Below are 12,916 nucleotides of genomic sequence, written 5' to 3' on the forward strand. Positions count from 1 at the left end.
ACCTTTTGAGGCTTTCCAGGGGGTTGGGCGTATCACTGATGGTGGCACATTCGGCATTGATCACAGAAATAGCTAGACTCGGTCGCCGTGATCGGAGGTACCTATCAGTGGCCGTCATGTCAGTTCCCCAGCGGGGGAAACAGCCCAGCCTGTCCCAGTTGCGCGCCTTCGCGGCCGTCGCCGAGCATCTCCACTTCCGTGACGCCGCCGCGGCCATCGGGATGAGCCAGCCCGCGCTCTCCGGCGCGCTCTCGGCGCTGGAGGACATCCTCGGCGTCCAACTCGTGGAACGTACGACCCGTAAGGTACTGCTCTCCCCGGCGGGCGAACGACTCGCGGACCGCGCCGCCGCCGTACTGCGCGAGGTGGGCGCGCTGCTCGACGAGGCCGAGGCCGTACGCGCCCCCTTCACCGGGATACTGCGGCTCGGGGTCATCCCCACCGTGGCGCCTTACCTGCTGCCGACGGTGCTGCGGCTGGCGCACGGGAGCTATCCGGAACTGGATCTCCAGGTGCACGAGGAGCAGACCGCGTCCCTGCTGGAAGGACTGACCGCGGGCCGGCTGGACCTGCTGCTGCTCGCCGTACCGCTCGGCCAGCCCGCCGTCACCGAACTGCCTCTGTTCGACGAGGACTTCGTCCTGGTGACACCGGACGGCCACCCCCTGGCCGGCCGCCACGACCTGCCCCGCCAGGCGCTGCGCGAGCTGCCGCTGCTGCTCCTGGACGAGGGCCACTGCCTGCGCGACCAGGCCCTGGACATCTGCCGTGAGGCGGGCCGCACGGACGGCATCCCGGCGACGACCACCGCGGCGGGCCTCTCCACCCTGGTCCAACTCGTCGCGGGCGGCCTGGGCGTGACGCTGCTGCCCCGTACGGCCGTACAGGTCGAGACGGGCCGGAGCGGCCGACTGGCCACGGCCTGCTTCGAAGCACCGGCCCCCTCGCGCCGGATCGCCCTGGCCATGCGCACGGGCGCGGCCCGCGGCGAGGAGTTCACGACGTTCGCGGAAGCGCTCCGGGCGGCGCTGCGGGACCTTCCCGTACGGGTGGCCGCGCCCCGTCCCGTACGGGACGCCCCGCGGGACCCCGTCCAGGACCCCGCACGGGACGCCCCGCGGGACCCCGTGCCCGGGCAGCGGCGGGCGGCCGGCTGAGGCGCCCGCCGGGCCGTCATTCGGCGCGCAGGCCCTCCGGCCGGGTCAGCCGCCACAGCGCGGGCAGCGTGGCCGCCGTCACCAGAAGGATGGCCCCCGCGCCCGCGCCGGCCAGGGGCAGACAGGCCCACCAGCCCGTGTGCGGCTTGCCCACCATGTCCAGCATGACGACGCCCAGGGCCAGCCCGCCCACCGTCGCCACGGCCGTGCCGATCACCACCGGTATGGCGGTCTGCCAGAGCACCGACCAGGCGAGGGTGGAGCGCCGGGTGCCGAAGGCGGCCAGGACCGACAGGAGGCGCCGGCGCTCGCGCAGTTGCTCGATCTGCGCGACCAGCAGGGACAGGGCGATCACCGCCATCGTGGCCGTACCGGCGACCAGCAGGGCCGTCCGCGCGCTGTCGTACGCCTTGTCCCGTTCGATCACCTCGGAGCTCGACACCAGCAGGGACAGGTCCACCCGGGCGGCGGCGGCGCGTACCCGCTCCTCGGCGGCGGGGCTCCGGTCGGCCATCCGCAGTACGGCGCGGGTCCGCGCTTCGGTCAGCAGACGCGCGTCGACCGCGGCGGGGGTGGCGAGGATGCCCGTATCCGGTTCGCCGTGGAGGCTCGGCAGCGCCCGTACCGTACGGGCCGACGCGGGCAGGGTCCACAGGCGCGGCTTCGAACCGTCCCTCCCGGAGCTGGTGTTGAGGTCGACCGGCTTGCCCGGACGGGCCGTCTCGTCGGCCCAGTCGTTCTGTTCCCCGTTCCCGGGGACATGGGCGACGAAGGTGTCCCCGTCGCGGCAGGACGGCAGCGCCGCGAGCCTGCGCAGGGTGGCGCAGGAGGCGACCGTCAGGGTGGTGGTGGGCTGGATCTCCCCCTCCGGTACGGCGCCCGGCCTGACCACGTACTTCTGGGTGACGGCGAGGACCGTCCGGACATCCGGCAGGGCCCCCAAGTCGTCGGTCAGCCGGGCGGCCAGCGCCGGATCGCCGTACGGGGCGTCGACGGCGAGCTGCGCGCGGGCCGCGTCGGACCGGGTGGTGCCGAGGAAGTCCTGGTGGACGCCGGCGAACAGCATCTGGAGGGCGGTGGCGCCCGCGACCGCCACGGTGATCCCGCCCACCGCACGCGTCGCCGCACCGCTGCTGAGCTGGAGCCCGCGCACGGCGAGCTGCCAGGACACGGGCCCGCCGCGGAGCCGGGCCACCGCGGCGTCGACCAGCCAGGGCACCAGGGCGGTCAGTCCGACGAGCAGCAGGGCGGCGCCGACCGCGATCGAGTAGGGGGCGACGTACGCGATGTCGTCCCCCGGGCGGTGCGCGGTGTCCGCCACCGTCCGCGTCCGGATCAGGACGGCGAGGCCCACGGCCGGGAGGAGCAGCCGCCACCACAGCCGGCGCCTGCGGGGCCCGGTGTCCCGTACGACGCCCAGCGGCTCGATGGTGACCGCGCGCAGCGCGAGGAGCGTCACGGCGACCGCCAGGGCCGGTACGGCCACCACGATCAGCGTGGCGACCGCGGGCACGGGCACGATGTCCGCGGGGAACGCGCTGACGTTCCACACCTGGATCCCGCCCGCGAGCCGGCGCAGCGCCAGGAAGAGCGCGACGCCGGTCAGCAGTCCGAGGACCGCCCCGAACAGGGCCTCCCCGGCGGCGATGCGCCGTGTCGTCCTGATGTCGGCGCCCACCAGCCGCAGCGCGGCGAGCCTGCGGTCCCTGCGCTCGCCGCCGAAGCGTACGGCGGTGGCCATGAAGACGGTCACCGGGACCAGCAGGACGACACAGATCAGGGTGATCAGCGACACCAGCGTCCCGTCCGGTTTCCCGAGGTCGGTGGTGGAGCCGTAACCGGCCGTCCTCTCCCCGCCCTTGGCCGGGGTGAGGGTGTCGCTGCCCGCGTAGAAGACGAGTTCGGACGGGTCGCTCAGGCCGCCGTCGCCGATCGTGCCGCCGATCCGGTGGCCGAGCCGCTGCTTCAGCCCCGCGCCTCCGGGCGAGCCGAGCAGGTCCCGCAGGGCGGGGGAGACCACCATCTCGCCGGGGCGCGGGAGTTCGGTGACGCCGGGCGGTTTCGGCGGACGGGCGCCGTCGGCGCGGAGCAGTTCGCCGCGGACGGTGTCGCCGCGGTACGCGGTGGACACGTCGAGGTGGACGAGCGTCGCGTCCGAGCGCGGGACCGGAGTGAAGTCCGTCCGGTAGACGGTGGTGCGCGCGTCCGCCCGCTCGGTCCGTGCGTCGATCATGTGCGGTACGGACGCGGCGAAGAAGAGCAGGGCGACCCCGAGGCCGACCCCGAGGGCGGTCAGGGCCGTACGGGTCCAGCCCTCGCGCCCGCCGGCCGCCGCGAACCGTACGCCCAGCGCCAGATCGCGCGCCCAGCGCCGGAGGCGGCCCGGGGGAGCGGGCGGGATCGCGGGCCGGGCGGGGGGCGCGGGCCGGGCCTGAACGGTCATCCGGTGCGGCCCGGGCCGTACGTGGGGGAGCGCTCCGGCTCGTACGCGAGGGCGTGGTCCGGGTCGTGCGTCCTGCCGTCGCGCACGACGATCTCGCGGTCCGAGTACGCGGCCACCCGCGCCTCGTGCGTGACCAGGACGACGGCCGCGCCGGTGGACCTGGCCGCCTCGCTCAGCAGCTCCATCACCCGCTCGCCGTTGAGGGAGTCCAGCGCCCCGGTCGGCTCGTCCGCGAAGATCAGGCGCGGTGTGGTGACCAGGGAGCGGGCGACCGCCACGCGCTGGCCCTGCCCGCCGGAGGCCTCACCGGGCCGCTTGGCCGCCACGTCGGCGACCTCCAGCCGCTCCAGCCACTCCAGCGCGGCACGCTCCGCGTCCTTGCGCCGGGCACCGGCGAGGCGCAGCGGCAGCGCCACGTTCTCCACGCACGTCAGCTCCGGTACGAGCTGTCCGAACTGGAACACGAAGCCGAACTCGGTACGGCGCAGGGCGGAGCGCTCGGCGTCGGTCATACCGGCCAGGTCGCGGCCCCGGTAGGTGACCGTGCCCGAGTCGGGCAGGACGATCCCGGCGAGGCAGTGCAGCAGGGTCGACTTCCCGGAGCCCGACGGGCCCATGACGGCGACGACCTCGCCGGGGTGGACGGAGAACGCCGCGCCGTCGAGGGCGGTGGTCGGGCCGTACGCCTTGCACAGTGCGCGGGCGACGAGCAGGGACCCGGCGGGGGCGTGCGTCACGGCCTGACCTCCGTGGCGAGCCGGTCCAGCCGCGCCGCGACCAGTTCGAGCCAGCGCAGATCGGCTTCGAGGTGGAAGAGCGCGTGGTCGCAGATGAGCTGGTCGGCGAAGTCGCCGTCGCGCTTGCGGGCGGTCAGGCCGCGCATCATCCGCAGGTGTTCGGCGCGCTGGGCGTCGAGCAGGCTCTGGGCGCTGCGGCCGGTGAGCAGCGCGATGACGACCTTCGTGTAGAGGGTCGACTGGAGGTACGGCTGCGGGCTCTCCGGCCGGCCGAGCCAGTGCTCGACGTCGATGACGCCGGCGTCGGTGATGGCGTACCGCTTGCGCTCGGGGCCGCCGCCGCTCTCGACGCCGTCGACGGCGACGAGCCCGTTCTTCAGCAGCCGGGACATGGTCGCGTAGACCTGCCCGTAGTGGAGGGGACGGTCCTGGCCGAACTGGTCGTCGAAGGCCCGCTTGAGGTCGTAGCCGTGGCGCGGGCCCGATTCCAGGAGCCCGAGGAGGGTGTGGCCGATTGACATGGGGCGCACTCTACAGCGTGTGTATAGAGGGGGTCCGGGGCCTCGGTACGGGGCTGCGGGGCTCCTCGAAGGGCGCCGAAGCCCCGTACCGCCTACTCGGTCTCCTCCGGCTCCGGCCGGGCCTTGGGCGGCCGGCCCCGGCGCGGGATGGGGGCCGCGTTGCCCGGGAGCCGGCCCGCCTCGGCCAGGGCGCGGCGGAGCAGGAACTCGATCTGCGCGTTGGCGCTGCGCAGTTCGTCGGAGGCCCAGCGCGCCAGCGCGTCGTACACCGTCGGGTCCAGCCGCAGCAGCACCTGCTTGCGCTCCGGCCTGCTGCTCGGGCCCGGACTCTGGCTCGGGCCCGGACTCTGGCTCGGGCCCGGACTCTGGCCCGGACCCGGACTCTGGCCCGGACCCGGACTCTGGCCCGGACCCGGACTCTGGCCCGGACCCGGACCCGGACCCGGACCCGGACCCGGACCCGGACTCCGGCCCGGCCCGCGGTTCCGGTCGGGCCCCCGCTCGGGGTGTTCTGGGCGTTCGGGGCCGGTCACTGGTAGAGCGTGCCCGTGTTCACGACCGGCTGCGCGGCGCGGTCCCCGCAGAGCACGACCAGCAGATTGCTCACCATCGCCGCCTTGCGCTCCGCGTCCAGCTCGACGATGTCCTGCTCGGTGAGCCGGGTCAGGGCCGCCTCGACCATGCCGACCGCGCCGTCCACGATCAGCCGGCGGGCCGCGACGACGGCGCCCGCCTGCTGGCGCTGGAGCATCGCCGAGGCGATCTCGGGCGCGTACGCGAGATGCGTGAAGCGGGACTCGATGATCTGGACACCGGCCGCCTCCACCCGGGCGTGCAGCTCGACGGCGAGCTTCTCGGTGATCTCCTCGGCGTTGCCGCGCAGCGAGAGCCCGGCCTCCTCGTGGGCGTCGTACGGGTATTCGATGGCGATGTGCCGTACGGCCGCCTCGGTCTGGGTGGAGACGAACTCCAGGAAGTTGTCCACCTCGAAGGTCGCCCGCGCGGTGTCCTCGACCTTCCAGACCACGACCGCCGCCAGCTCGATCGGGTTGCCGTAGGCGTCGTTGACCTTGAGGACGGCCGTCTCGTGGTTCCGTACCCGCGTCGAGATCTCGGTGCGCGAGGTCAGCGGGTTCACCCAGCGCAGTCCGTCGGTGCGGATCGTGCCGCGGTAGCGGCCGAAGAGCTGGACGACCCGGGCCTCGCCCGGCGCGACCATGTTCAGTCCGCCCATCGCGAAGAGCGCGCCGCTCACGACGAGGGCGCCGGCGACGATCAATATCGCCTTCGTCCCGCCCGAGCCGGCCGCGGCGCCCGCGACGACCAGGACCACGCCGACGACGACGCCGAGCAGTCCGAGGAGGAGCGCGAGCCCGCCGCCGATGCTGCGCGCCGCGAATTCCCTCACCTGTGGCTCGGGAATCTCCGGTGCGCCGTCGGCGGTTCCCGCGGTGTCCCGCGCGCCGGGTGTGCCGGTACGTGTGCTGGTGGAGGCCATGTTCGTTCCCCGTTTCCGATCCGTCCCGCCGGGAGGCGGTGGCTAGCATTGTGATTACACATTATCTCTTCCGGCAACCCTTTGGCGCTCCGGGGAGTCGGTTCCAGTGGGATGGGTGCTGATTGTCACGTCCCAAAAGACCGGATCAGTTGGCCTTTGTCACAGGTGCCGGTGTTAGCTTTCTGAGCTGATTCCGGTGGGGGAGCGCCGTGAACGAGTCCGTACGGACGACCCGACAGGTGACCTGACACGAGAGCGGAGCGACACGGCGATGGGCCGAGCGGACGAGAGACTGGCCCGGCAGCGGGACGCGCGCCGGACGGGCCGGACAGGCAGGAAGAGCGGCATACGCCGGATCTTCACGCTGCGGAAACTCCTCGGAACCTTCTTCGTCCTCTGCCTGCTCGGCATGGGCGGGCTGTTCGTGCTCTATCTGGTCGTCCCGGTGCCGAGCGTCAACGCGCAGGCCGAGATGCAGAGCAACGTCTACAAGTACAGCGACGGCACGATCCTCGCCCGTACGGGACAGGTCAACCGCGAGATCGTCGGCCTGGAGAAGATCCCCAAGCAGGTCCAGCACACCTTCGTCGCCGCCGAGAACAAGTCCTTCTACAAGGACAACGGCATCGACCTGAAGGGCACGGCCCGCGGCGTCGTCAACACCCTCTCCGGCAAGGGCAGGCAGGGCGGCTCGACCATCACCCAGCAGTACGTCAAGAACTACTACCTGAACCAGGACCAGACTGTCACCCGCAAGCTCAAGGAGCTGGTGATCTCCCTGAAGGTGGACCGGCAGAAGAAGAAGGAAGAGATCCTCGCCGGCTACATCAACACGAGCTACTACGGGCGGGGCGCGTACGGCATCCAGGCCGCGGCCCAGGCGTACTACGGCGTCGACGCGTCGAAGCTGAACGTCGCGCAGGGCGCGTACCTCGCCTCGCTGCTCCAGGCTCCCAACCAGTACAACTGGTCCGAGGCCACCGCCAACGGCAAGAAGCTCGTCACCGAGCGGTGGAACTACGTGCTCGACAACATGGTCGGACAGCACTGGCTGGACGCCTCCGAGCGCTCCGGGCTGAAGTTCCCCGTACCGCGGGAGCCCAAGGCGGCCCCCGGCATGGAGGGCCAGACCGGCTATCTCGTCGAGGCGGCGCAGGACGAACTGGCGCGTCAGGGCGTCGACAAGGCGGACATCGCCAGGGGCGGCTGGACGATCACCCTCAACATCGACAGGAAGCGGCAGCAGTCCCTGGTCAAGGCGGTCGACAGGGAGCTGGAGTCCAAGATCGACCGCAAGAAGAACACCACGGACGCGACGGTGCAGGCCGGCGCGACCTCCGTCGACCCGAAGACCGGGCGCGTGGTGGCTCTCTACGGCGGAACGGGCGCCACCGAGCACTGGATATCCAACGCCACCCGTTCCGACTACCAGCCGGCCTCGACGTTCAAGCCCCTCGTGCTCACCTCCGCCCTGGAGAACGGCTCGCGGACCCAGGACGGCCGGAAGATCGACATCGGCACCATGTACGACGGCACCAGCAAACGGCCGGTCGAGGGCAGCGACACCCCGTTCGCCCCGGAGAACGAGGACGACCAGGACTACGGCGACGTCAGCGTCCAGACCGCCATGAACCAGTCCATCAACTCCGTCTTCGCGCAGATGGTCGTGGACGTCACGCCCGCCGCCGTCAAGCGGACCGCCCTGGAACTGGGCATGCGGGACAAGAACTTCCCGGAGCGGCCCGCGATCACCCTCGGCACGATGAACGCCTCCACCTGGGACATGGCCGGGGTGTACGCGACGCTCGACAACCACGGCAAGAAGATCACGCCGTCGATCGTCAAGTCCGCGGCGCACAAGGACCGTACGGTCGAACTCGCCGACCCGGTCGGCACCCAGGTCGTCGGCCGCGAGACCGCCGACACCGTCACCCATGTCCTCCAGGGCGTGGTCGACAACGGCTCGGGACACGAGGCCGACACCACGGACTACGACGCGGCGGGCAAGACCGGCACCTCCGAGAACAACAAGTCCGCGTGGTTCGCCGGATACACGCCGCAGCTCACCACGGTCGTCGCGCTGTTCGGCGAGTCCCCCAAGGAGGGCGGCGGCCAGGTCACCCTGACCGGCACCGCCAACTCCGGCCGGGCCAACGGCGGCGGCTTCCCCGCCAGGATCTGGGCGGACTACACGCGCGGCGCGCTGAACGGCGGCTCCGGCACGGAGTTCGACCTGGACGTCACGGAGCCCGTCAAGCCGACCCCGACGGTCGAGCCGTCCACGCCGACCCCGACGCCGACCCCGACCCCGACGCCCTCGGAGTCCGAGACCACCTCGCCCGAGCCCGAGCCGTCGGACACGACGAGTGAGCCCGGGACCCCGGACCCGCCCACCACGTCGCCGATCTTCCCGGAGCCCACCGACGACGTGACCCCCACCGACGGGGGCGGGGAGACCGGCTTCCCCGGCGACGGGCCGACCAACACCGCACGGCCCCCGTGGGGCCAGTAGCGCACACGAGCGCAGAGGCGAGGGGCGGACACCACCGGGTGTCCGCCCCTCGCCCGTCTTCCCGCGTGCCGCGCGCGCTCAGCCGCCGTTCGTCTTCTTGGCGATGCGGTCACCGATCTCCTTGTCGATGTTCCGCCAGTACTGGAGCGCCCGGTCCACCACGGGACGGGTCACCCCCTGCGCGAGATGACCGCTGACGTTCCCCACCAGCCGCTCGCGCTGCGCGTCGTCGAACACCTGGCGCACCATGGTGCCCGGCTGGCCCCAGTCGTCGTCCTCGGCGCGCGGCTTGTACGCCTCGCGCACCATCTCGCCCGCCGAGGCCCAGCCGGCGGGCTCCCCGAACCGCGCCACGTCGGCCGCCGGGCCGCCGTACGAGTTCGGCGCGTACGGCATCGCCGCGCTGGACGCCTCGTACCGCATCGGACCGTCCTTGGCGTACGAGTGCACCTGCGAGCGCGCCCGGTTGGGCGGGAGCTGGGCGTAGTTCGGGCCGATCCGGTAGCGGTGCGTGTCCGGGTACGAGAAGAGCCGCCCGAGCAGCATCTTGTCCGGGGACGGGCCGATGCCGGGCACCAGGTTCGACGGTTCGAACGCGGCCTGCTCGATGTGGACGAAGAAGTTGTCCGGGTTCTTGTCCAGGGTCATCCGGCCGACGTCGATCAGCGGGTAGTCGCCGTGCGGCCACACCTTGGTCAGGTCGAACGGGTTGAAGCGGTAGGTGGCCGCGTCCTCGAACGGCATGATCTGGACCTTCAGGCTCCAGGTCGGCGCGTTCCCGGACTCGATCGACTCGTACAGGTCCCTGCGGTGGTGGTCACCGTCCGAGCCGGCCATCGCGTCGGCCTCGGCCTGGGGGATGAAGTCGATGCCCTGGTCGGTCTTGAAGTGGTACTTCACCCAGAACCGCTCGCCCGCGCCGTTCACCCACATATAGGTGTGCGAGCTGTAGCCGTTCATGTGCCGGAACGACTTCGGGATGCCCCGGTCGCCCATCAGCCACGTCACCTGGTGCGCGGACTCGGGCGAGAGGGTCCAGAAGTCCCACTGCATGTCGTTGCTGCGCAGTCCGGTCGCCGGATGGCGCTTCTGCGAGCGGATGAAGTCCTGGAACTTGATGGGGTCACGGACGAAGAAGACCGGCGTGTTGTTGCCGACCATGTCGTAATTGCCGTGCTCCGTGTAGAACTTCAGCGCGAAGCCGCGCGGGTCGCGCCAGGTGTCGGGCGAACCCAGCTCCCCGGCGACGGTGGAGAAGCGGGCCAGCATGTCCGTACGCCGGCCGGGCTGGAAGAGGTCGGCCTTGGTGAACTGGCTGACGTCGTTCGTCACTTCGAAGAAGCCGTACGCGCCCGCGCCCTTGGCGTGCACCACGCGCTCCGGGACGCGTTCCCGGTTGAACTGGGCCATCTTCTCGATGAGGTAGTGATCCTGGAGCAGGATGGGGCCGTCGGGGCTGATGGTGAGCGAGTGCTCGTCGCTCTCCACCGGGATGCCGACGTTGTTGGTCGTGTACGGCGTCTTGGGGGATGAGGCGGCCACGAGATGTCCTCCCGTCGGGGGTCGGGGAGCCAAGGCCGGGGGGCCGGGGAGATCCCGGACAGGTCCCGGGCCGGGGCAGCGGTCACTGCTGGCCGCGTGCCCCAGCTAACCCCGACGACACCTTGTCGGCAACATATGCGCGCCCGTGCCGGGCGAGCCGCGCGGTGAGGTGTGAGCGGGCCCGCTCACGCGTCGCGTCGCGGGCCCCGCGACGGCTCACGCCCGTGTCGGGATCTCGAACCAGACCACCTTGCCGGTCGAGAGCCGGGTGGCCCCCCACCGCCGTGCCAGCCGGTTGACCAGGAACAGCCCCCGGCCGCCCTCGTCCGTGTCCCGCGCGCGCCGCTGCCGCGGAAGCTGCGGCGAATCGTCGCCCACCTCGCAGCGCAGTACGTCCGTACGGAGCAGCCGCAGCGTCACCGGACGCTCCGCGTACCGCACCGCGTTGGTCACGACCTCGCTGATCAGCAGCTCGACCGCGTCGCTCAGCTCCTCCAGGTCCCAGCGGGCCAGCGCCCGCCGGGCCAGCCGCCTGGCCCGCCCCGGCGCGGCGTCCTCCGGCTCCAGGAACCAGTACGCCACGTCACTCGGCGCGATCCCGTCGAACCGGGCGGCGAGCAGCGCGATGTCGTCGTCGCGGTCGCCCGGTCCCAGTACGTCGAGCACATCGTCGCAGAGCGCCTCCAGCGGCGGCGAGTGATCGGGCCCGGTGAGCTGCGCGGTGGCCGCCAGCCGCTCCCTGAGCTGCTCGATCCCGGTCCACACATCACGCAGCCGCGACTCGACCAGGCCGTCCGTGTAGAGCAGCAGCGTCGCCCCGGCAGGCGCGTCCAGCTCGACGGCCTCGAAGTCGACGCCGCCGACCCCGATCGGCGCCCCGGGCGGCACCCGCAGCACTTCGGCCCGGCCGCCGAGATGCAGCAGTATGGGCGGCGGATGGCCCGCGTTGGCGATGGTGATCCGGTGCGCGACCGGGTCGTACACCGCGTAGAGGCAGGTCGCCATCCGGTCCGTGCCGAGCCGCTGCGCCTGCTCGTCGAGGTGGTGCAGCACCTCCTGCGGCGGCAGGTCGAGTCCGGCCAGGGTCTGCGCCGTCGTCCTGAGCTGGCCCATGATCGCGGCGGAGGTCATGGAGTGGCCCATGACGTCGCCCACGACCAGCGCGACCCGGCTGCCGGGCAGCGGGATCGCGTCGTACCAGTCGCCGCCGACGCGGGCGGTCTCGGCGGCCGGCAGATAGCGCGAGGCGAGCCGTACGCCGGTGGGCTGGGGCAGGTTCTCCGGCAGCATCGTGCGCTGGAGCTCGTCCGCGATGTACGCCTCGCGCCCGTACAGCACCGCCTTGTCGATGCCCAGCGCCGTGTGCGTGGCGAGCTGCGCCGCGACCAGCAGATCGTTCGGCTCGAAGGCCGCGCGGTCGGGGCGGCGCAGGAAGACGGCCGCGCCGATGACCCGCCGCCGGCCGCGCAGCGGCGCGAGGATCGCGCGGTGCCCGGTCGGGACGATGCGGTCGGCGCCGAGCAGCTCGGGCAAGCGCGGCCCGGGCCGCCGCCGAGTCGCCGAAGACCGGGCGTACCCCGCGCAGCACCTCGGAGAGCGCGCCGCCGGAGAAGACCTCGCAGAGTTCGGCGGCCGGCATCGCGTCGGACTGCGGGTCGAGGATCGGCAGCCGCAGGCCCTCGGTGATCTGCGGGGGCAGGGCGCCGGCCGTGGGGTTCTCGGGATCCTCGTCGGTCAGCCGCAGCCGGTCCGTACGCCGCAGCCGCAGCACGAACGGCGACACCGGACGCTCGTCGCCGACCGGCAGCGGATCACGCAGATAGACGAGTATGGCGTCCGAGAAGGTGGGTACGGTCGCCCGGCACAGGCCCAGCACGATCTCGTCCAGGTCTATGCCGCGGGCGATCCGCCGGGTGGCGGCCCCCACGAAGCGCAGCCGGTCCCCCTCGCGCCGGGCCGTACCGACGGGGTCCGGGGCGGGCCCCGCGGGCTGGGGCACGGAGACGGCGGACTCCTGCCGCGGTCGTGTGCGTTCCTGCTGCCGGGCAACCAGGGGCTGCCGGCCTTCGTGGGAGGGGGGATGCTCCGTCACGCGTGGGATTCCGTCCGTCCGGGCCGGGGGTGCGATGCGCTCTTTTCGACGGGGCGACAGCCCTGGCGCACGGCTCCACCCCCCTCGTAGTGAGTCACTGTCGTTGTGGCGTGCGGTCGTAGCGGTCAACGGTCAACAGTGTTGCGTTGTGTCGTGTGGTGACTGGTGGTCAGGCCAGTTGCCGGGTCACCCCGTTGACGGATGCCACGGGGCTGCGACCGGACGCGACCGGACGCGGTGTTCCGGAGGACGATCCTACGTTTGCACCCTGGGGGCACATCAAGGATCTCACGAGGTCGTATGCGCCGGGGTGGTTACCCCGACCCGAATCCGTCACCTCATCCTTCACCTCACCCGTTGCTTCACGCGTTCCCCCGTCCCTTCCCCCGTCCGTCACGGCGACGCACTCAGGGA

The 12,916-nt window shown here is 72.1% G+C and carries 8 protein-coding genes and 1 pseudogene; 2 read left to right on the forward strand and 7 right to left on the reverse strand.

Translation table 11 applies throughout. The features are described 5' to 3' along the window. Positions 1 to 116 precede the first annotated feature (116 nt). On the forward strand, positions 117 to 1,157 hold the full coding sequence (locus ACFXPL_RS05815) for a LysR substrate-binding domain-containing protein (RefSeq protein ID WP_384913055.1): 1,041 nt from the start codon (positions 117 to 119) through the stop codon (positions 1,155 to 1,157). 16 nt (positions 1,158 to 1,173) lie between these two features. Here the strand turns inward: ACFXPL_RS05815 and ACFXPL_RS05820 are convergent, their stop codons facing one another. From ACFXPL_RS05820 to ACFXPL_RS05840, 5 genes are all read right to left on the reverse strand, one after another. After that, entirely contained in the window at positions 1,174 to 3,600 is a 2,427-nt protein-coding gene (locus tag ACFXPL_RS05820; protein WP_384913058.1) for an FtsX-like permease family protein, read from the reverse strand. After that, complete coding sequence (locus ACFXPL_RS05825; RefSeq protein ID WP_384913061.1) at positions 3,597 to 4,337, reverse strand: ABC transporter ATP-binding protein; 741 nt, start codon at positions 4,335 to 4,337, stop codon at positions 3,597 to 3,599. The genes ACFXPL_RS05820 and ACFXPL_RS05825 overlap by 4 nt, the downstream gene beginning before the upstream one ends. After that, a complete protein-coding gene (locus tag ACFXPL_RS05830) occupies positions 4,334 to 4,858 on the reverse strand; it encodes a PadR family transcriptional regulator (RefSeq protein ID WP_384913064.1) in 525 nt (174 codons plus the stop codon). The genes ACFXPL_RS05825 and ACFXPL_RS05830 overlap by 4 nt, the downstream gene beginning before the upstream one ends. 92 nt (positions 4,859 to 4,950) lie before the next feature. Beyond that, positions 4,951 to 5,151 carry a hypothetical protein gene (locus ACFXPL_RS05835; protein ID WP_384913068.1) on the reverse strand — a complete coding sequence of 67 codons (201 nt, stop codon included), beginning with the start codon at positions 5,149 to 5,151 and terminating at the stop codon, positions 4,951 to 4,953. Positions 5,152 to 5,387: 236 nt separating this feature from the next. Further along, on the reverse strand, positions 5,388 to 6,356 hold the full coding sequence (locus tag ACFXPL_RS05840; protein WP_384913071.1) for an SPFH domain-containing protein: 969 nt from the start codon (positions 6,354 to 6,356) through the stop codon (positions 5,388 to 5,390). Between the two features lie 271 nt (positions 6,357 to 6,627). On the opposite strand from ACFXPL_RS05840, the gene ACFXPL_RS05845 reads away from it, so the two are divergent. Beyond that, the gene (locus tag ACFXPL_RS05845) at positions 6,628 to 8,868 is read left to right on the forward strand and encodes a transglycosylase domain-containing protein (protein WP_384913073.1); all 2,241 of its coding nucleotides are present in this window, start codon (positions 6,628 to 6,630) and stop codon (positions 8,866 to 8,868) included. 78 nt (positions 8,869 to 8,946) lie between these two features. Here ACFXPL_RS05845 and ACFXPL_RS05850 read toward each other — a convergent pair whose 3' ends face one another. After that, positions 8,947 to 10,410 carry a catalase gene (locus tag ACFXPL_RS05850; RefSeq protein WP_384913076.1) on the reverse strand — a complete coding sequence of 488 codons (1,464 nt, stop codon included), beginning with the start codon at positions 10,408 to 10,410 and terminating at the stop codon, positions 8,947 to 8,949. Positions 10,411 to 10,626: 216 nt separating this feature from the next. Next, positions 10,627 to 12,502, reverse strand: a pseudogene (locus ACFXPL_RS05855) (SpoIIE family protein phosphatase). Between the last annotated feature and the right edge of the window lie 414 nt (positions 12,503 to 12,916).

The organism is Streptomyces sp. NPDC059092 (genome assembly GCF_042756365.1).
Lineage (GTDB): Bacteria > Actinomycetota > Actinomycetes > Streptomycetales > Streptomycetaceae > Streptomyces.